Raw genomic sequence first — 19,846 nt, forward strand, 5'->3', positions numbered from 1 at the left:
TGAGGCTGTGAGCACGCGGGGCAATAGACGACACTAGCGGCCGATCACCCAGCGCCAGTCCCGACCGCATGCCCTCGACGTTCAGTTCCAACACGCCGCCGCCGCAGACATCGCAGGATATCGCCGGCGCCGGCCTGCCGGTGTTGTACGCCGACACGTCTCTGGCAGTTATCGACAAGCCGGCGGGGCTGATGGTTCACGACAGCGCGCTGGCGCGCGGGGAAACCGACTTCGCCGCCGACCGCCTGCGCGAGCAGTTCGGCCGGCCGATCTTCCTCGTGCACCGGCTCGATCGCGCCACCAGCGGCTGCCTGCTGTTGGCGTTCGATCGCGAAACCGCTTCGGCGCTGGGCAAGGTGCTGATGTCGGGCGAAGTGCAGAAGGACTATCTGACGGTGTGCCGCGGCTGGCCGGCGGAGGATGCGTTCGAAGTCGATCACGATCTCGACGGCGGCCCGGGCAAGCCGCTGAAGAAGCCGGCGCAGACGCGGTTCCAGGTGTTGGCGCGGACCGAGCTGGCGCTGCCGTCGGCGGGGTTCGAGACCTCGCGCTACGCCTTGCTGCGCGCGCAGCCGCAGACCGGGCGCTTTCGCCAGATCCGCCGCCATCTCAAGCATCTGTCGCATCACATGATCGGCGACACCAGCCACGGCGATGGCCGCCATAACCGCAGCTTCCGCATGATGGGCATCCACCGCATGCTGCTGCACGCGCAGCGGCTGGCGTTCATCCATCCGGGCAGCGGCGAGCGGCTGCGCGTGACGGCGCCGCCGGACGCGGAATTCGCCAAGGCGCTGGCCTTGTTCGGTCCGGTCGAACTGGATTGAGGTTGCGGCGGCCGGATTCGGCCGCGGCGGGGATGAGTGGGTTCAACCCCGCGCGTGCGACTCAGCGATGCGGCGGAGGCGGCGCCTGCCGGTAGATGATCTTCGGCTGGGTGGCGCGCTGGATCGCGGCGTTGGTCAGATCCAGCAGCACCGCGCCGCCGAGCGCCTGCCCGGTGCTGGAGCGCGCGCCCTGCTGTGGGTAGCCGTTGTTCTGATAGCCGTCGTAAGGGCTGGCATTGCCCGGATAGCCGTTGTTCTGGCGGTAGCCGTTGGGCTGGTAGGCGCCTTGCGGGTAGTCGCTGTTCTGCCGGTAGCTGCTGCGCGAGCTCTCTTCGCGCGCGCGGGCCCGTTCTTCATACAGATAGCGTTCTTCGGGCGTGGCGAACTGCATGTCGTTGCCGTAGCCCGCCGAAGGCCGGTTGTAGGCCGCGCCGGCGCCGGTGTCGGGCATGGCGTTGGCGGCGTTCTGCATCTGCTGCAGCAAGCGGGTCTGCTGCTCGGTGAACTGGCCCAGGATGCGCTGATCGGTGGCGTTGGCGGGGCGGCCGACCAGGGATTCGGCGACCGACTGCGCCGATTGCGTCATCCGCCGCTGGAACTGCGGATTGGCGATGTTGCGCATGTTGTTGTTGACGTTGGCCGGGTCGTAGCGCTGATCGATGGTCTGCGCCGACAACGCCGGCGCGGCCAGGATCAGGGCGGCCAGCAGCGGCAGGGCCAGCGATTTGCGTCGCGGCGATGGGGGCAGGCGCTTCATGCGGGTTCCTCCTTGGACCGGTCCGGGCATGGTCCCCCCCTGGCCCAGCCGCGTCAACGACGGCCGCCGCCGGACCGCCCGCAGCCGCGCCGCGGCGGGTTTTCCCGCGTCGCGCGCGCCGGCCGCTGTGAGCCCGGTCGCGCCGTCAACGGTGCGTAATGGACGAAATGCCGGCGCCGACTACAATCCCAGGCGGAGGAGAGCATGGCTATCACGATACCCGAGCAGGAATTGGTCGAGCGTTTCGTACGTTCGACCGGCCCGGGCGGGCAGAACGTCAACAAGGTCGCAACAGCGGTGGAACTGCGCTTCGATATCGCGCAGTCGCCTTCGCTGCCCGACGCCGTGCGCGAGCGCCTGCTGACCAAGCGCGACCGGCGGGTGACCGGCGAGGGCGTGCTGGTGATCAGCGCGCAGCGTTTCCGCACCCAGGATCGCAACCGCCAGGACGCGCGCGAGCGTCTGGCGGCGTTCGTAGACAGCGGTCTGCGCGCGCCCAAGCCGCGCATCGCCACCAAACCCAGCCGTGCCGCCAAGGAGCGCCGGATCGGGGCCAAGAAAGAACGCGGCGCGACCAAGCGCAATCGTTCGCAAACCGATTGGGACTGACACGGAGCGTGCATGCCAGTTGATCCGAACGCCAAGCCATCCCTTCCGCCCGACGCCGACGGCGTGGTGCTGCGGCTGCCGCCCAACGTGCCGCAGGTCAGGCGCAACCGCCTGACCCGCTGGATCGGCCGCAGCATCCTGCGCATCGGCGGCTGGCGCATGGTCGGCAAGTTTCCCGACATCCCGCGCGCGGTGCTGATCGGCGCGCCGCATTCGTCCAACTGGGACGGCGTGTGGGGCTTCGCGGCCAAGGCCGCGATGGGCCTGGACGTGAAGATCATCGCCAAGGATTCGCTGTTCCGGGTGCCGCTGCTAGGCGCGCTGCTGCGGGGAATGGGGGTGATCCCGATCAACCGCAGCGCGGCGCACGGGGTGATCGAGCAGGCCACCTCGATGATCCGCGGCGCCGAGCGTTTCTGGCTGGGCATCGCCCCGGAAGGCACGCGCAAGGCGGTGGAGCGCTGGAAGGCCGGGTTCTGGAAGATCGCCAAGGCCGCCGACGTGCCGGTGGTGCCGGCGTATTTCCACTATCCGGACAAGATCATCGGGATCGGCGACATGTTCCATCTGGGCGAGGACATGGACGCGGACATGCGGCGGATCCGCGATTGGTACAAGCCTTGGCAGGGCAAGCATCACGGTACTGTTTGAGGGCTTGCTGGAAGTCTGGGGTCGTAATTCCCGCGAAGGCGGGCTCCGCTTTACTTCGGCGGAGCCGAACATCCGGTGACTTCAGCGCCATCCTTCCAGGCCGTCATTCCCGCGAAAGCGGGAATCCAGTGACTTCAAACGTTCTCGCACGAAAAGCCCTGGATTCCCGCGTTCGCGGGAATGACGAGCAATAGCGCAACGCGGGAATCCAAAAGCCCGTTTCGCTCAGTCGGCCGCCGCCGCCACGCGCCGCCGCCGCCGCGGCGTCTTCGCCGGCTCATCCGGCCCGATCTGTTCCAACTGCACGCGCAGGTCGTGCAGGGTGGTGAGGATGTGTTCCGACAGCAACCGGCTCACCAGGGCCGCGTCGCGCTGCAGCCAGGCGTCGAGAATGGCGCGGTGTTCGCTGGCCGCGCGCGCCTCGCGGCCGGCCGGTTCCAGGTGCTTGCGCACGTAGCGTTCGGCCAGCACCTGCAAGCGTTCGACCAGTTGCGCGGTGATCTGGCGTCCGCCCGGGCGCACCAGCGCCAGGTGGAAACTGCGATTGAAGCGCACCACCGCGTGGGCGTCGTCGGTGCCGGCGTTTTCCAGCGCCGCCAGCGCCGCGCGCGCGGCGGCGTGTTCGCTGTCGTCGGCGGCCAGGCTGGCGTCGGCGGCGGCCTCGGGTTCGATCTTCAGGCGCAGCGCGAACACTTCCTCGGCCTCGTTCGCGGTCAGCGCCGGGACGAAGAAGCCGCGATTGGGGTGCGAGGCCAGCAGGCCCTGCTGTTCCAGCCGGCCCAGCGCTTCGCGCAGCGGAATCTTGCTGATGCCCAGTTCCTCCGCCAGCAGTTCCTGGCGGATCGGCGCGAGCGGCGGAATCTGCGTCGACAAAATCCGTTCGCGGACCACTTCGAAGGCTTGGTCGGACAGCGAACGGGGCACGATGCTCATGCGATCAGTCTACCCAACCGCCGGCCGCGCTCTACTGCGGCCGCGACACGATCTCGGCCCGGCCCCGGCAGACCGTTCGTCGGCGCGGCGCCTGCCCGGCGCCCGGACACGCCAACCCTCGACCTGAATCACGGAATCGGCGGCTTATCGCTATATCGTATACGTTATACCGATTAGCAGCTTTCCGTGTCGTCGCTATGACACGCAGGGGGAAGGCCGCGGCAGATCGGGCGATCCAGGCCATCGGGGGTGGCCGTCGCCGACAGCGGATTCACGCAGCCTGGCCGCTCAGCGGCCGCGCCGGCGCGTGTCCGTGCCCGGCGCCGGCGCAGTCGGCCCGGTCGTGTCCCATCGATCGCGGATTCGCGCCGGTCTCCTGCACCGCCGCCGCTCCGTGGGCCCGCGCGGCCGCCGCACGCGCGTACGACGCCGGAGAGCCGACCGCCATCCAACCGTCCGACCGCTAGCCCGTCCTTGCCAGGCCGCATCCGCAAGGTCGCATTCGCAAGGCCTTACCGCCGCAAGGCGAGACACCGCTCCACCACCGGCCCGCCGCGCCGCGCATTCGCGCGGGCGCCGCCGTGCGCCGCCATTGCATTCAAAGGAGATCGTCGATGTCCTTCGTACCCAAACCGACCCAGGCGTTGTTGCTCGGCCTGGCCGTCGCCGCCGTGAGTTTCCTCAGTTACGCCTTGCCGTGGGCGTCGATGCTCGAGCCGGCGCAACCCGCCGCGCCCGCGCCCGTCGCCCATGCCGCGGCGAGCCCGCATGCCGCCGGCACCGCCGCGCGCGCGCAAGGCTCGGCCCCGCGCGCGCAACCTTTGCAGCAAGGCGCATCGCGCCGGCAGCCGGCGACCGAGCGCCAGTTGTTCGGCGAACATCAGCAAGATCGCGCGCTGGCCCCGGCGCGGCGCGCGCCGCAGCAACCGTTCCTGGTCGATCGCCGCGACAGCGCCTACGACGGCACCGCATTGCGCCGCGATCTGTTGCGCCGTCCTTCGTTCGCGCGCACCTCGCCCGCGCTCAAGGCCGCGGCTTGCGACGTCAACGCCTTCGGCGCGCTCAGCGGCGCGGCGCTGGTCAGCGCGGTCAAGGCCGCCAGCGCGGATTGCATCAACCAGTTGTTCGGCGTCACCGGCGCCAACGCCTACGCCACGTTCCGCGAAGCGCAGATGGTCAGCATCGCCAACGCCTTCGCCACTTCGGCGCGAGGTTACGACGGCAGCAACGCCGACAGCACCTTGCAACTGGTGTTGTTCCTGCGCGCCGGCTACTACGTGCAGTACTACGACAGCAGCGTTGGCGCCTACGGCAACGCGCTGCGCGACGCGATCCGTCCGGCCCTGGACGCGTTCGCCGCCAACGCCAACTTCGGCCGGGTCAACGATGTTCACGGCGAAGTGCTGGCCGAGTTCGTCACCCTGATCGACAGCTCGACCGAGAACGCGCGCTATGTGTATGTGGTCAAGCGCTTGCTCGACAGCTACAACAGCGGCTTCGATGCGTATTACTGGATGAAGGTGGCGGTCAACAACGCCTACTCCGTGACCTTCCGCGGCCATCAGGACGCGGCCTTCCGCGCGCTGGTGCAGTCCGACAGTTCGATCGTCGAGACCTTGTACAACTTCGCCGACCGCAACTTCGCCATGCTCGGCCAGGACAACGACTATCTGGTCGCCAACGCCGGCCGCGAGCTGGGGCGGTTCCTGCTATACGACGGCGCGCTGAAGACGCTGGCGCGCGCGCGGGTCAAGACCTTGCTCGACCGCTCCGCGGTCACCGGCCCGACCGCGCGCTTGTGGGTGGGCGTCGGCGAAATGGCCGATTACTACGATCAAGGCAACTGCGCGCAATACGGCCTGTGCGATTTCGTCGCGCGGGTGCAGGCGGCGGCGCTGCCGATCCAGCACACCTGCAGCGCGACGCTGCGCCTGCGCGCGCAGTCGATGAGCGCGGCGGAACTGGCCTCGACCTGCGCCACGGTGGCCGGGCAGGAAGCCTATTTCCACCGCGAACTCGCCACCGGCGGCGTGCCGGTCGCCGGCGACGGCAACGCGAGCCTGGAAATGACCGTGTTCGACAGCAGCGACGATTACGCCATCTATGCCGGCGCGATCTACGGCATCGACACCAACAACGGCGGCATGTACCTGGAAGGCAATCCGTCCTTGCCCGGCAACCAGGCGCGCTTCATCGCCTACGAGGCCGAGTGGCTGCGTCCGCAGACCTTCGAAATCTGGAACCTGACCCACGAGTACGTGCACTACCTGGACGGCCGCTTCGACATGTGGGGCGATTTCGCCGCGGCGATGAAGCAAAAGACCGTGTGGTGGGTCGAAGGCTTCGCCGAATATCTGTCCTACCGTTATCGCGGCGTGGTCAACGACGGCGCCCAGGCCGAAGCCGCGCGCGGCACCTATGCGCTCAGCCGCGTCTACCAGAACGATTACAACAGCGGCCAGACCCTGGTGTATCGCTGGGGCTATCTGGCGGTGCGTTTCATGTTCGAACAGCGCCGTGATCAGGTGAACGCGATCCTGGGGTATTTCCGCCCCGGCAACTACAGCGGCTACGCCACTTACATGGCCGGCATCGGCGCGAGCAACGACGCGGCCTTCAGCGCCTGGCTGCCGTGCGTGGCCCAGCCCGATGCGCCGGGTTGCGGCACCACGCCGAACCAGCCACCGGTGGCGAGCTTCAACTTCGCCGCCAGCGGTTTGCGGGTGAACTTCAGCGATACCTCCACCGACGCCGACGGCCGCATCGTCGCGCGCAGTTGGAACTTCGGCGACGGCAGCACCTCGGCCGCGGCCAATCCCAGCAAGACCTATGCCGCGGCCGGCAGCTACAGCGTGCAGCTCACCGTCACCGACGATCGCGGCGCCAGCCGCAGTACCACGCGCACGGTGACCGTCAGCGATACCGGCCTGCCCGAGTGCGCGGGCAGCGACATCCGCGTGTTGGGCAAGAACTGCACGCGCAGCAATGTGGTCGGCACGGTCGGCAACTACACCTACTTCTATCTGTACGTGCCGGCCGGAACCGCGCAACTGCGCATCGACGTGGCCGGCGGCAGCGGCAACGCCAATCTTTACGTCAGCACCCGCAACTGGGCGACGCGCGAATCGTATGAGTACCGTTCGACCAATGCGGGCAACACCGAGTCGGTGACGATTTCGCAGCCGGCGGCCGGGTACGTCTACGTCAGCTTGTATGGCGTGACTGCGTTCAATGGCGTGCGGGTGACTACGCGTTATTGAGCGGCCCTCACCCCAACCCCACCCCCGCCCGAACGCATAGCGTTCGGGCGTTGTTCAATGGCGTGCGGGTAACTGCGCGCTACTGAGCGGTCCTTGCCCCAACTCCACCCCCGCCCGAACGCATAGCGTTCGGGCGTTCGGTGCCGCGCGAGCCGATGGCTCGCAAGCAGCGGCCCCTCACCCCGCTTGCGGGAGAAGGTGCCCGATAGGGCGGATGAGGGCAGGCTCAGCGATCCGACTGCCCGGTCGCGTAGTAATCCCCGCGCACAAACAAATCCGGCTGGATCAACTCGGTGAACGCGCGCGCCTGCGGCGACAGATACTTGCCCTTGCGCACCACCACGCCATAACTGCGCGACGGGAAATACTCGGCCAGCGAACGCGCCGACAACCGAGAGCGATCGGCGTCGGTCAGACAGATCGCGGTGACGATGCTGATCCCCAGGCCCATCGCCACGTACTGCTTGATCACTTCCCAGCCGCCGACCTCCAGCGCGACGGTGTAGGGCACCCGGTTCTGCTGGAACACCACATCGACCATGCGATAGGTGGTCAACCGCTGCGGCGGCAGGATCAGGCCGAACGGGCTCAGGTCTTGCAGGGTCACCCGGTCGAGCTTGGCCAGCGGGTGGTCGCGCGGGGTGATCAGCATCGGCTCGAACCGGTAGACCGGCGCGTAGCTGAGGTCGCCGGGCACGTCGAGCATCGAACCTACCGCCAGATCGACGCCGTCGGAACGCAACAGGTCCAAGCCGCCGGCGCCGGTGACGTTGTGCAGCGTGAGCCGCACCTCCGGATGCGCGGCGCGAAATGCCTCCACGATCTTCGGCAGCAGATACAGGATGGTCGAGCTGCCGGCGGCGACGTTGAGATCGCCCGCGTCCAGGCCGCGGATGCGTTCGCGGAAGGCGCCGTCCAGGCTGTCCAGGCCCTCGACCAGGGGCCGGGCCAGTTCGTACAGCTCCTGGCCTTCGCGGGTCAGGGTCAGGCGGCGGCCGCTGCGCTCGAGCAGGCGCACCCCCATTTCGCGCTCCAGCGCCTGCAACTGCAGGGTCACCGCCGGCTGGCTGAGGTACAGAGCCTCAGCAGCGCGTGAGACTGAGCCCAGACGCGCGGTCTGGCAGAACGCCCGCAGGGGCTTCAGCCGATCCCCTTTGTATGCAAATCGCGGACTTAGCGAGCGCGTCGTGGCCACATGAAGATCATATATAAGCTAAGAAAATGATATGCATTGAAAAAACTTGATTGTCAAATACTAGACGGCGCCGCATGGTCTGGGTCCAGGGACACGCTCGTTGGGAGCGGTCCCCATCCCCACAGGAGTCGCACCATGTCGGCAGTGATCGCGCAGTGGCAGGACCATCCCGGGCAACGTCAGCCGGGTGGCGGCATCGAGCTCACGGCCCAGTCGGCCGGGCAGGACGCTCTGCTGACCCCGGCCGCTCTCGAATTCCTGGCCGTACTGCATCGCCGTTTCGAACCCGCCCGCCAGGCCCGCCTGGCCGCGCGCAAACAACGCCAGGCGTTCTTCGATGCCGGCGGCCTGCCCGATTTCCGCGACGACACCGCCGCGATCCGCAACAGCGCCTGGCGCGTCGCGCCGCTGCCGACCGCGCTGCTCGACCGCCGCGTCGAGATCACCGGCCCGGTCGATCCGAAGATGGTCATCAACGCGCTGAACTCCGGCGCGAAGGTGTACATGGCCGACTTCGAGGACAGCACCGCGCCGACCTGGGCCAACCTGCTGACCGGCCAGCGCTCGCTGCGCAAGGCCGTCGCCGGCACCCTGGACTGGTCGTCGCCCGACGGCGCCAAGCACTACACCCTCAAGCCCTTCGAAGAGCAGGCCGTGCTGATGGTGCGCCCGCGCGGCTGGCACCTGGACGAGAAGCACGTGCGCATCGACGGCGCGCCGATGTCGGGCAGCCTGTTCGACTTGGGCCTGTTCGCCTTCCACAACGCGCACGCGCTCGCCGCGCTGGACCGCGGCCCGTACTTCTACCTGCCCAAGCTGCAGTCGATGGAAGAAGCGCAGCTGTGGAACGAGGTCATCGGCCACGTCGAAAGCGAACTCGGCCTGACGCCGGGGCAGATCAAGGTCACCGTGCTGATCGAGACCTTGCCGGCGGTGTTCGAGATGGACGAAATCCTGCACGCGCTGCGCACCCGCATCGCCGGCCTGAACTGCGGACGCTGGGACTACGTGTTCTCGTACATCAAGACCTTCCGCGCGCACCGCGACAAGGTGCTGCCCGAGCGCGGCCAGGTGACCATGACCCAGCCGTTCCTGCGCGCCTATTCGGAACTGCTGATCCAGACCTGCCACAAGCGCGGCGCCCACGCGATGGGCGGCATGGCCGCGCAGATTCCGATCAGCGGCGATGAAGCCGCCAACGAAGCCGCGCTGGCCAAGGTCCGCGCCGACAAGCTGCGCGAAGTCACCGCCGGCCACGACGGCACCTGGGTCGCGCATCCGGCGCTGATCCCGCTGGCGATGCGCATCTTCGACGAGCGCATGCCGACCCCGCACCAGCAGCACGTGCTGCGCGAGGACGTGCTGATCATCCGCGAGGATCTGATCAAGCCCTCCTTCGGCACCATCACCCGCGCCGGTTTCGAGGGCAACGTCGAGGTGTGCGTGCGCTATCTGGCCGCGTGGCTGGAAGGCAACGGCTGCGTGCCGATCCACTGGCTGATGGAAGACGCGGCCACCGCCGAAATCGCCCGCACCCAGCTGTGGCAATGGCTGCACGCCGACGGCCTGTTCCTCGACGACGGCACGCCGCTGGATTTCGCTTTGCTCGAACGCGCGCTGATCGGCCTGCCGAGCAAGTTCGCCGACCGCTCGAAGCTGCCGGGCGGCTCCAAGCTCGACGAAGCCATCGCGATGCTCGACCGACTCACCCATGCCGACACGCTGGAAGAGTTCCTGACCTTGCCCGCTTACGAACGCATCGACTGAACGCCGCTGCCGCCGTCGCAAACGATTAACGCCACTCCCCCACGTCAATACGACCCACACGCTAAGGAATCGAAGTCATGAGCCACACGCTGCCGACCGCCGATCAACTCCGCCAGGACTGGGCGACCAATCCGCGCTGGGCCGGTATCACCCGCCCGTATTCGGCCGAAGACGTGGTGCGCCTGCGCGGCACGGTGCCGGTCGAACACACGATCGCCAAGCTCGGCGCCAACAAGCTGTGGACCTCGCTGCACACGGAGGACTTCGTCAACGCGCTCGGCGCGCTGACCGGCAACCAGGCCATGCAGCAGGTCAAGGCCGGGCTCAAGGCGATCTATCTGTCGGGCTGGCAGGTCGCCGCCGACGCCAACATCGCCGGCGAGATGTACCCCGACCAGTCGCTGTACCCGGCCAACTCGGTGCCGCAGGTCGTGCGCCGCATCAACAACACCCTGCTGCGCGCCGATCAGATCCAGTGCGCGGAAGGCACCGGCGACATCGACTTCCTGCAGCCGATCGTGGCCGACGCCGAAGCCGGCTTCGGCGGCGTGCTCAACGCCTTCGAACTGATGAAGGGCATGATCGAGGCCGGCGCCTCGGGCGTGCATTTCGAAGATCAGCTGGCCTCGGTCAAGAAGTGCGGCCATATGGGCGGCAAGGTGCTGGTGCCCACGCGCGAAGCGGTCGAGAAGCTGGTCGCCGCGCGCCTGGCCGCCGACGTCATGGGCGTGCCGACTCTGATCGTCGCACGCACCGACGCCGAAGCCGCCGACCTGCTGACCGCCGACATCGATCCCAACGATCAGCCCTTCACCACCGGCGAGCGCACCAACGAAGGGTTCTACAAGACCCGCAACGGTCTGGATCAGGCGATCAGCCGCGGCTTGGCTTACGCGCCTTATGCCGATCTGGTTTGGTGCGAAACCGGCAAGCCGGACCTGGAGTTTGCGCGCAAGTTCGCGCAGGCCATCCACGCCAAGTTCCCGGGCAAGCTGCTGGCCTACAACTGCTCGCCGAGCTTCAACTGGAAGAAGAACCTGGACGACGCCACCATCGCCAAGTTCCAGAAGGAAATCGCCAGCTACGGCTACAAGTTCCAGTTCATCACCCTGGCCGGTTTCCACAGCCTGAACTACGGCATGTTCAACCTGGCCCACGGCTATGCGCGCCGGCAGATGAGCGCGTTCGTGGAACTGCAGGAAGCCGAGTTCGCCGCGGCCGAGAAGGGCTTCACCGCGGTCAAGCATCAGCGCGAGGTCGGCACCGGTTACTTCGACGCGGTGACCCAGACCATCCAGGGCGGGCAGTCGTCCACGGTGGCGCTGAAGGGCTCGACCGAGGAAGAACAGTTCCACGACGCGAAGAAGGCCGCGGCCTGAGTCGGCCGGTTTCTTCTCCCCGACCCGGATAGGTTCAGGCCGGCGCCGTAACCGCGAGGGGCGGTGGGCGCCGGACCTGATCGCTACCCGGGGATACGGCTTCGAAACGAAGGGCTCCGAGAGGGGTCCTTCGTCGTTTCGAAGACCGGCGCGTTCATCATTCAGAACGGCGCGCGATAGCCCGCGCCCCGACCTCGCACATCATTTTCCGCACGCCGGCCCGCCGCCCCCGTCCGTCGGCATCGCATCCGCCAACCTCGCGCCCGCCGCATTCGCGCCGTTACCATGTTGCAAGTGCGAAACGCTGCGTATTCGTAGAGTCGCAATGCCCTTGCGGCACGTGGATTAGGCGCTGAATGCGTCGATCCGACGGTGGCCGTTTTGACCCCCTGGCGGCGTTAGCTGCTCAGACCAGGTGCTATCCTGCCGACAAGGCTCCACAGGACGTGGGGGTGCGGGGAGATCGGAATGAATCGCGACACGGCGGCGCCTGCAGTGGGCCGCGAGACCGACAATTCGACTGCGACCGCGGCGCCGACGGACGTGGCGATGGCGGTGCTGACGCCGGGCGAATTCGAGCTGTTCGCCGAGATCGGCCGGCCGCGCCGGATCGAAGCCGGGCAGGTGCTGTTCCGCCGCGGCGAGTTGGGCACCACCATGTTCGTGATCGCGCGCGGCGCGATCATCCTCGACTTCGGCGACGACCTGGTCACCAAGCGCCTGGGCGTGCGCGAATTCTTCGGCGAGCTGGGCCTGCTGATCGGCGATCACGCCCGCAGCGCGGACGCGATCGCGGCCACCGACGGCCTGCTGGTGGAACTGCGCCATGAAGAATTCCAGCGCCTGGTCGATCGCGACCCGTCCCTGGTTTCCTATTTCCTGCGCCGCGCGATCATGCGCGTGGTGCTCAACGAGCAAAGCCTGATCCGCCGCCTGCGCCGCCGCAACCAGGACCTGGAAGCCGCGCTCGACAGTCTTTACGCCACCACCCACCAGCTCAACCAGACCGAAGAGCTGATCCGCACCGACGACCTCACCGGCCTGTACAACCGCCGCGGCCTGACCTTGCACCTGCAGGAAGCGCGCGCGGTCGGCATGTCCGAGACGATGGGGCTGGTGCTGATCGACTGCGACCGCTTCAAGCAGGTCAACGACGACCACGGCCATCTGGCCGGCGATCGCGTGCTGCAGAGCGTGGCCAACATCCTGCGCTCGGTCGCGGGCGCGGAAGACATCGCCTGCCGCCTGGGCGGGGACGAATTCTGTCTGTTGGTCGCCGCGCGCACGCGCCAGGACGTGATGCGCTTCGCCGACTTCATCGTCCACACCGTGCACGGGCTGCTGATGATCCCGCAGTCGCCGCCGACCATCTGCCCGGTCAGCGTCGGCGCCTGCCTGATCAGCTCCAAGCACGAATGGAACGACTGGTACGCCCACGCCGACGCCGCGCTCTACCAGGCCAAGCGCCTGGGCGGCAATCGCGTGCAATGGCAGGACGCCGAACTGACGCCGGCATGAGCCAGGCCGACAAGGATGCCGCGATGAACGATGCCCACCGCCCCCATGCCGAAGGTCCGCAGCTGCGAACGCTGCTGCTGACCGACCTGTGCGATTCGACCACCCTGGTCGAGCGTCTCGGCGACGGGCCGGCGGCCGACCTGTTCCGCGAGCACGACCGTCTGGTGCTGGTCCTGCAGCAGCGTTGGCGCGGCCGCCTGATCGATCGCTCCGACGGCCTGCTGCTGTTGTTCGAGCGCCCCATCGACGGCCTCGGCTTCGCCCTGGACTACGCCCGCGGCCTGCGCGAGATGGGCACGGCGCGCAAACTCGATCTCAAGGCGCGCGCCGGACTGCACGTCGGCGAAGTGCTGACTTGGCGCAACAGCGACGAGGCGGTGAAGGTCGGCGCCAAGCCGGTGGAAGTCGAAGGTCTGGCCAAGCCGATGGCCGGCCGCTTGATGGCGACCGCGCGCCCCGGCCAGATATTGCTGTCGGCGGTGGCCGAGCCGCTGGCGCATCGCGCCGCGCGCGAACTGGGCGAACGCGGCCAGCAGCTGCTGTGGAAATCGCACGGGCGCTGGCGCTTCAAGGGCGTGCCCGAGCCGCAGGAAATCTATGAAGTCGGCGAACCCGGCATCGCCCCGCTGCGCGCGCCGCCCAACGGCCCCAAAGCCTGGCGCGACGTGCCGTTGTGGCGGCGTCCGGCCGCGCTCGCCGCCGAAATCGCGGTGCTGGCGGTGATCGGCACCGGCGTGTGGTTCGCGACCCGGCCGCAGCCGGCGATCGCCTTCAACCAGCGTGACTGGGTGGTGGTCGGCGACCTGCGCAACCTCACCGGCCAGGGCGTGCTCGACGATTCGCTGGAACAGGCCTTCCGTATCAGCCTGGAGCAGTCGCGCTACGTCAACGTGCTGTCGGACCTGAAAGCGCGCGACACCCTCGACCGCATGCAGCGCAAGCCCGACACCGTGCTCGACCGTGCGGTGGCCTCGGAGATCGCCCTGCGCGACGGCGCGCGCGCGGTGATCCTGCCGACCGTGGCCGAAGTCGGCGGCCGCGTGCGGGTCAGCGCGGAAGTCATCGACCCGCACACCCAGACCACCGTCTACGCCGAATCCGCCGACGGCTCCGGCGCGCAGTCCACGCTCGGCTCGATCGACACCGTGACCGCCGCACTGCGCGAAAAGCTCGGCGAGGCGATGAAGTCGATCGAACGCGATTCTGAGCCGTTGCCGAAGGTCGCGACGAAGAATCTCGATGCCCTGCGCGCCTACGCACTGGGCGTGAAGACCTACGGTGAGCGCCGCAACGCCGAGGCACTGCGTTATTTCAATCAGGCCACCTCGTTGGATCCCGAGTTCGCCTTGGCCTACCTGGGTTCGCTGCGCATCTATGTCGGCGAAGCCGATAACCGCGCCGCCAAACCCTATCTGGAAAAAGCGATCGCGCTGCGTTCGCACCTGACGCCGCGCGACGCGCTGTACCTGGACGCGTGGTCGGCCGAATACGGTCCCAAACCGGCCGTGCGCGCGCCGGAGCAATGGAAACTGCTGGCCGGCCTGTACCCGGACTATTACGCCGGCCATTACAACTACGCCTGGGCCGCGTTCGCCAACAACCGTTACGCCGAATCGCTGAAGTACGCCAAGGCCGCGACCGCGACGCAGAATCCGTTGCGCAGTAGTGCGATCGAACTGATGGGCCGCGCGCAGTTGGCGCAGGGTCAGGCCGACGCGGCGCTGGCCAGTTTCATCCAGGGCGAGAAGGTCGGTCGCTACGGGCCCAACCGTCGCCGCGCCGCGGCGCTGGCGACCCTGCGCCGCTTCGAGGAAGCCGGCAAGGTGTTGCGCCAGTTGCCGGCCGACTCCAGCACCAGCGGCATCACCAATTACCTCGAACGCATTTCGGTCGAACTCGATCAAGGCCACTGGGACGAGGCGGAAAAGCTGGCGATCCGCGCCGAGCGCGACGCGCAGCAGGCCACGCCGGTGCTGAGCAATCAGTTCGCCTTGATCCGGCTGATGGTGGAAGGTCTGCGCGGCCGTCCCGCGCCGGCCGATGCCTTGCTCGCGATCGGCCGCAAGGCCGCCGAGCGCGCCGCGGACGAAGCCGATCCGCTGCGCAACGAACACGCCTATGTCGCTTTGGCCGTGGCCTATGCTGGCCAGCGCCAGGGCGATGCCTCGGTCGCGCAGCAACTGCTGCCGCGGATGGAACCGCTGGTGCAGGCCATCGACGATCCGGCGGCGGTGCAATTGCTGACCATCGTCCAGGCCGGACAACTGCGGCTGAGCGGTAAGCCCGTGGAAGCGATCCGCATGCTGCGTCCGCTGCTCAAGGGCGATGAGTTGTTCCAGGCGCACAGCGCATTGCGCGCGGCGTTCGCGGCGGCCGGGCAGGATGAGGACGCGCTGCGCGAGGACCGCTGGCTGGCGGCCCATCGCGGCCTGGCGTACATCGAAACCTCGGGCAGCCAGACGCTGCAGATCGTCAACGTGGCCGATACCACGCTGGCCTTGCTCGACCAGGCCGAAGACCTTAAGCGGTTGGGGCGCGAACCCGAAGCGCGGCAGCAGGCCGAAGCCTTCCGCCGCGCCTGGCCTCAGGAGGTCGGGTTGCCCTTGTCGATGCTGCGCAGGGTCGATTCGATCTGGCCGGCCTCGAAACAATGAGGATTGGTGTGTGAGGCGTCGGAGGTCAAGAAGCTCTTGATCTCCATGCGCGCGGCCTGGATTTCAGCGGCCGGGGCGACATTGGCCGTCACCATGCAACCGAACGCGCTCGGCGAGTACTCGCCCTTGGCGACCATTTCCTGTGCGGGCGGATGACCGGCCTTGGCCAGCGCCGCGGTCGCGTCCTTTTGGAACAACGTGCGGAAGTCGTTGTCGTTGCTGAGCAGATCCAGCAGTTTGTCCACGACTTCCGGACTCAGCGGCGTGTGGCCTTCGCCGGATTCAGTATTTGCCATTTCCCCGTTCCCCTTTGCTCATGCGTTATACAGCGTTGGAATCTAACCTTGTCTCTCCAACGGAACAACCCGAAATCATCGGACAAGCCGGTGCAATCGCCGTCTTCGGTCGCGACATGCGCCTGCAACGCTTTGCCTGTAGACGCCGGTGCGCCGCGCCGGCGTTGATGAACCGGCTGAACGCGAACGATTTCCGCCATCTTCGGCAAGGCTGCCGAACCGACGCGAACCCCGCGCAAATCTGATCCGTTGGCGATTGCCGTGCCGCGGCGGCGCGCCGACAATCGCGCCGAGCAGGCGCCGTCGCGATCGCGATCCACGCCGCCACTTCGTCCGTACCGTTTCGCTGAGGCCTTGATGCGTATCCGCCGTTGCGCCGTCGTCTATCTGGAGCCGCGCGAGGACGCTGGCTTCGCCCTGGCCTCCTTGCTCGCCGGTCAGGCCGGCATCCAGCGCCGCCTGCGCTGGTTGGCGCTGGCGCCGCATCTGCAAGGCGAAATCGAAATCGAAATCGACGCCGACGAACGCGAACTGCTGGGGCAGCTCAGCCCTGGCGCCTGGGTCGAGGCCGAACCCTGGCAGGCGCAGCACGGCCCGGTCCTGGCGCGCCTGCTCGACAGCGGTCTGGTGACCGGCGACGACGAACGCCATGCCGGCCATCGCGAACGCGACGAAGCGTTGCGCGCCGCGCACTGGTGGCCGCCGGCCGCGCTGGCGCACCGCCTGGCGCGCTGGCAAGGGCTGGACAGCGCCGCGGCGATGGACGCCAGCGAATTGAGCACCGCCGCCGACATCCGCCGCCAACTCGGTCCGCCGCCCGCGCACACGGTCGAACGCGCGCAACCGTCGCAGCGACTGCCGCTGCCGCGTCTGCCCGACGGCGAGTTCGAACGCCTGCTCGCGCGCCGCGCGACCTGTCGCAACTTCGACCCGGCGCGCGCGCTGCCCTACGACTTGTTCGTGCGCATGCTGCAGCGGGTGTTCGCCGCCCAGGCGCAGGTGCGCATTCAGGACGACACCATCTTTCTGAAGAAGCACACGCCCTCCGGTGGCGGACTGCATGCGACCGAGGCGTATCTGATCGTGCGCAACGTCGAAGGCGTGGCGCCGGGGCTGTATCACTACCATCCCACCGATCACGCTCTGGAGCCCATGGCGCCGCCTGCGATGGGACTGGCGCAATTCGCCTCGCGCGCGCTGGCCGGCCAGCACTGGTTCGCCGACGCCCACGCGATGACGGTGCTGACGCCGCGTTACGCGCGCAGCTTCTGGAAATACCGCCGGCACGCCAAGGCCTATCGCGCGCTGGTGCTCGACAGCGGCCATCTGTCGCAGACCTTGTATCTGAGCGCGACCGAGCTGGGATTGGGCGCGTTCGTGACTTCGGCGATCAACGAGATCGACATCGAGCAGGCCTTCGGACTCGATCCGCTGGTGGAAGGGCCGCTGGCGATCTGCGGATTCGGCTGGCGCGGCGAACACATGCGGACCTCGGAATTTGATCCAACCGAAGAGGTCTGGAACAAAAAGCCGAAAAACCCTTAAGAAAAAGCACCCCCCGCCCAAGCCCCCCTATCCAACACCTCCCGCAATCCGCATCGCCACCTGCAACCAAGACACGGCCCACAAGCTGATGCCATCCTCCCTCTAACCCCCACGGAACCCACGCCCCATGTGGCCCGACCACCGTATCCAGGACCTGTTCGGAATCGACCTGCCCATCGTGCAAGCGCCGATGGCCGGACCCACCCAGGCCGACATGGTCATCGGCGCGGCTCAGGCCGGCGCCCTGGGTTCGCTGCCGTGCGCGATGCTGAGCCCGCAGCAGGTGCGCGAGCAATGCGCGTCGATCCGCGCCGCCACCGATGCGCCGCTGAATCTGAATTTCTTCTGCCACCGTCCGGGTGCGGCCGATCCGGCGCGAGAAGCGGCCTGGCGCGAACGCCTGGCCGGGTATTACCGCGAATACGGCCTCGACCCGGCGATGCCGGTCGCGCCGAGCGCGCGCGCGCCGTTCGACGAGCCGTGGTGCGAACTGGTCGAGGAACTGCGGCCGGAGGTGGCGAGTTTCCATTTCGGCCTGCCCGAGCCGCGGCTGCTCGAACGCGTGCGCGCCAGCGGCGCGCGCATCGTGTCGTCGGCGACGACGGTCGATGAAGCGCGCTGGCTGGAGCAGCGCGGGTGCGATGCGATCATCGCGCAGGGCGCCGAAGCCGGCGGCCATCGCGGCGTGTTCCTGAGCGAGGACATCACCACTCAGGCCGGCCTGTTCGCGCTGCTGCCGCGAGTTGTCGATGCGGTACGGGTTCCGGTGATCGCCGCCGGCGGCATTTTCGATGCGCGCGGAATCGTGGCGTCGTTCGCCCTGGGCGCGGCGGCCGCGCAGATCGGCACCGCGTATCTGTTCTGCCCGGAAGCCAAGTTGCCGCCGCTGCACCGCCAGGCCTTGCTCGCCGGCGACGGCGACGACACCGCCCTGACCAATGTGTTCACCGGCCGCCCCGCGCGCGGCATCGTCAACCGGCTGATGCGCGAAGTCGGGCCGATGTCGGATCTGTCGCCGGCGTTTCCGCTGGCCGGCGGAGCGCTGACGCCGCTGCGGGCGAAAGCCGAGGCTGCCGGTTCGGATGGCTTCATGTCGCTGTGGTCGGGGCAGGCGCGCCGTGCGCATGAATTGTCGGCGCGCGATTTGACCTTGACGCTGGCGCGCGAAACCTTGCAATTGCTAAGCCGGCAATAGCGCTGAAATCGCCGCGCTGTTCGGCGCCGCTGGCGGCGGAGGTTATCCGCCACCAGCTTCGGCGATACACCTTCAGCGCCAGCCCGGCCGCTGCGGCACCCACGCGTTCCACAGCCGCTGCGCTTCTTCGGCGATGACCTGCGGCCGCTCTTCCGGCCAGAACAGCTTGCTTCCCTGCAGCACGCGCACCCCGCGCGATGCGCCGAAGCTGCGTTCCAGCCGCTGCGCACCGTCGGCGGCGAAGATCGTGTCGGCCGAGCCCCAGACGATGCGGGTCGGCGCGGTACTGCGCTTGAGCGCGCCTTCGATACCGGCCAGCGCATTACGTTCCAGCGCGATCGCGTACTCGTGCACCAGCGACTTGCGCCGCGCCGTCGATAGCAGCGGCCCGAAATACGTGTCGATGGCTTCGTCGCCGGGCTGCGACGGATCGGCGTAGCACATGCCGCCGATGCCTTGCGCCGAGCGCGCGAGCACCGGGTTCTGCCACCACGGCGCCAGCCACTCATCGACGAAGCGGCCCTGCCTGGACAGCTCGATCACCGGATGCAAGGCCGCCGGCGGGCTGTCGTGCTCGCTGTCGCAATTGCTCAGCAGCAACGTGCGCACGCGCTGCGGATGGCGCGCCAGCAGCAACTGCGCGATCGCGCCGCCGCTGTCGTTGGCGATGATGTCGGCATCGTCGATGCCGAGCGTATCCATCAGCGCGACCAGCATCGCGACCTGGGACTCGGGGCCTACATCCTGGCCCGGCGCGACCTGGGTGTAGCCCAGCGCGAGAAAATCCGGGGCGATGCAGCGGCGATACGGCGCCAGCCGCGGCAAGGCGCCGCGCCACTGAAACCCGTTGAGCGGAAATCCGTGCAGGAACAGCGCCGCCGGGCCGGTGCCGCGCTCGACATAGGCGATGCGTCCGAACGGCGTCGCCGCATAGCGCCGGCTGGTGTGGAACTGCGCCGCGCTCAGTCCGTCGGCGGATTCATCGGACGCGGCTTCGTGCCCGTGTCCGTGCCCGAAGCTGGCCAGCACCGCGCCGCCGGCGAGCAGGCCGCCGCTCCATTGCAGGAAGTGTCTACGGTTCATCTCAATGCTCCTACAAAAGTCGAAAAACGCGCGCAGCCGTCCGCCACGACGGCGCGAATGCGCCGCCTTGCTGCTTCAAAGGGTCGGGATTACTTGCGCGGGCCGGGTCGCGAAACGTTCCGGCTCGCGCCGCCGCTACCGTCGCCGCGGACGCGGGACGGCCAGCGGCGAGGCGGC

16 protein-coding genes are annotated in these 19,846 nt (G+C 68.0%); 10 read left to right on the forward strand and 6 right to left on the reverse strand.

The genetic code is table 11. The features are described 5' to 3' along the window. Positions 1–68: 68 nt before the first annotated feature. On the forward strand, positions 69–827 hold the full coding sequence (locus tag AB4Y92_RS04385; RefSeq protein WP_441818548.1) for a pseudouridine synthase: 759 nt from the start codon (positions 69–71) through the stop codon (positions 825–827). Positions 828–888: 61 nt separating this feature from the next. Here the strand turns inward: AB4Y92_RS04385 and AB4Y92_RS04390 are convergent, their stop codons facing one another. After that, a complete protein-coding gene (locus AB4Y92_RS04390; RefSeq protein WP_441818549.1) occupies positions 889–1,584 on the reverse strand; it encodes a hypothetical protein in 696 nt (231 codons plus the stop codon). A gap of 204 nt (positions 1,585–1,788) precedes the next feature. Here AB4Y92_RS04390 and arfB point away from each other — a divergent pair, with 204 nt between their 5' ends. Both arfB and AB4Y92_RS04400 read left to right on the forward strand, forming a co-directional pair. Then, the gene (gene arfB / locus AB4Y92_RS04395) at positions 1,789–2,193 is read left to right on the forward strand and encodes an alternative ribosome rescue aminoacyl-tRNA hydrolase ArfB (RefSeq protein ID WP_057941335.1); all 405 of its coding nucleotides are present in this window, start codon (positions 1,789–1,791) and stop codon (positions 2,191–2,193) included. Between the two features lie 12 nt (positions 2,194–2,205). After that, positions 2,206–2,844, forward strand: a complete 639-nt coding sequence (locus AB4Y92_RS04400; protein ID WP_441818550.1) for a 1-acyl-sn-glycerol-3-phosphate acyltransferase — start codon at positions 2,206–2,208, stop codon at positions 2,842–2,844. Positions 2,845–3,069: 225 nt separating this feature from the next. On the opposite strand, the gene AB4Y92_RS04405 is transcribed toward AB4Y92_RS04400, so the two are convergent. Then, a complete protein-coding gene (locus AB4Y92_RS04405) occupies positions 3,070–3,777 on the reverse strand; it encodes a GntR family transcriptional regulator (RefSeq protein ID WP_441818551.1) in 708 nt (235 codons plus the stop codon). Positions 3,778–4,391: 614 nt separating this feature from the next. On the opposite strand from AB4Y92_RS04405, the gene AB4Y92_RS04410 reads away from it, so the two are divergent. Next, positions 4,392–7,037 carry a collagenase gene (locus AB4Y92_RS04410; RefSeq protein WP_441818552.1) on the forward strand — a complete coding sequence of 882 codons (2,646 nt, stop codon included), beginning with the start codon at positions 4,392–4,394 and terminating at the stop codon, positions 7,035–7,037. Between the two features lie 226 nt (positions 7,038–7,263). On the opposite strand, the gene AB4Y92_RS04415 is transcribed toward AB4Y92_RS04410, so the two are convergent. Beyond that, entirely contained in the window at positions 7,264–8,232 is a 969-nt protein-coding gene (locus AB4Y92_RS04415; RefSeq protein WP_215057559.1) for a LysR family transcriptional regulator, read from the reverse strand. 135 nt (positions 8,233–8,367) lie between these two features. Between AB4Y92_RS04415 and aceB the strand changes: the two genes are divergently transcribed. The 4 genes from aceB (at position 8,368) to AB4Y92_RS04435 (ending at position 15,550) form a co-directional block, all read left to right on the forward strand. Beyond that, positions 8,368–9,999 carry a malate synthase A gene (gene aceB, locus AB4Y92_RS04420; protein ID WP_441818553.1) on the forward strand — a complete coding sequence of 544 codons (1,632 nt, stop codon included), beginning with the start codon at positions 8,368–8,370 and terminating at the stop codon, positions 9,997–9,999. Between the two features lie 77 nt (positions 10,000–10,076). Beyond that, entirely contained in the window at positions 10,077–11,378 is a 1,302-nt protein-coding gene (gene aceA, locus AB4Y92_RS04425) for an isocitrate lyase (protein ID WP_057941339.1), read from the forward strand. Between the two features lie 468 nt (positions 11,379–11,846). Continuing rightward, complete coding sequence (locus AB4Y92_RS04430; RefSeq protein ID WP_441818554.1) at positions 11,847–12,896, forward strand: GGDEF domain-containing protein; 1,050 nt, start codon at positions 11,847–11,849, stop codon at positions 12,894–12,896. Positions 12,897–12,919: 23 nt separating this feature from the next. Beyond that, complete coding sequence (locus AB4Y92_RS04435; RefSeq protein ID WP_441818555.1) at positions 12,920–15,550, forward strand: putative peptide modification system cyclase; 2,631 nt, start codon at positions 12,920–12,922, stop codon at positions 15,548–15,550. Here the strand turns inward: AB4Y92_RS04435 and AB4Y92_RS04440 are convergent. Next, positions 15,481–15,846 (reverse strand): NHLP-related RiPP peptide, encoded by a 366-nt coding sequence (locus AB4Y92_RS04440; protein ID WP_235112047.1) that lies wholly within the window; start codon positions 15,844–15,846, stop codon positions 15,481–15,483. The two genes, AB4Y92_RS04435 and AB4Y92_RS04440, sit on opposite strands and share 70 nt — an antisense overlap. Beyond that, positions 15,807–16,166 (reverse strand): hypothetical protein, encoded by a 360-nt coding sequence (locus AB4Y92_RS04445; protein WP_441818556.1) that lies wholly within the window; start codon positions 16,164–16,166, stop codon positions 15,807–15,809. Before AB4Y92_RS04445 ends, AB4Y92_RS04440 begins: the two co-directional genes overlap by 40 nt. A 37-nt stretch (positions 16,167–16,203) precedes the next feature. Here AB4Y92_RS04445 and AB4Y92_RS04450 point away from each other — a divergent pair, with 37 nt between their 5' ends. Together AB4Y92_RS04450 and AB4Y92_RS04455 are read left to right on the forward strand one after the other, a co-directional pair. Then, entirely contained in the window at positions 16,204–17,391 is a 1,188-nt protein-coding gene (locus AB4Y92_RS04450) for a putative peptide maturation dehydrogenase (RefSeq protein ID WP_441818557.1), read from the forward strand. Positions 17,392–17,518: 127 nt separating this feature from the next. Then, positions 17,519–18,586, forward strand: a complete 1,068-nt coding sequence (locus AB4Y92_RS04455) for an NAD(P)H-dependent flavin oxidoreductase (RefSeq protein ID WP_441818558.1) — start codon at positions 17,519–17,521, stop codon at positions 18,584–18,586. A 72-nt stretch (positions 18,587–18,658) separates the two neighbouring features. Here the strand turns inward: AB4Y92_RS04455 and AB4Y92_RS04460 are convergent, their stop codons facing one another. Continuing rightward, positions 18,659–19,669, reverse strand: a complete 1,011-nt coding sequence (locus AB4Y92_RS04460) for an alpha/beta fold hydrolase (protein ID WP_441818559.1) — start codon at positions 19,667–19,669, stop codon at positions 18,659–18,661. Positions 19,670–19,846 lie beyond the last annotated feature (177 nt).

Origin of the sequence: Lysobacter sp. TAB13 (genome assembly GCF_052113885.1) — a bacterium.
Lineage (GTDB): Bacteria > Pseudomonadota > Gammaproteobacteria > Xanthomonadales > Xanthomonadaceae > Lysobacter > Lysobacter gummosus.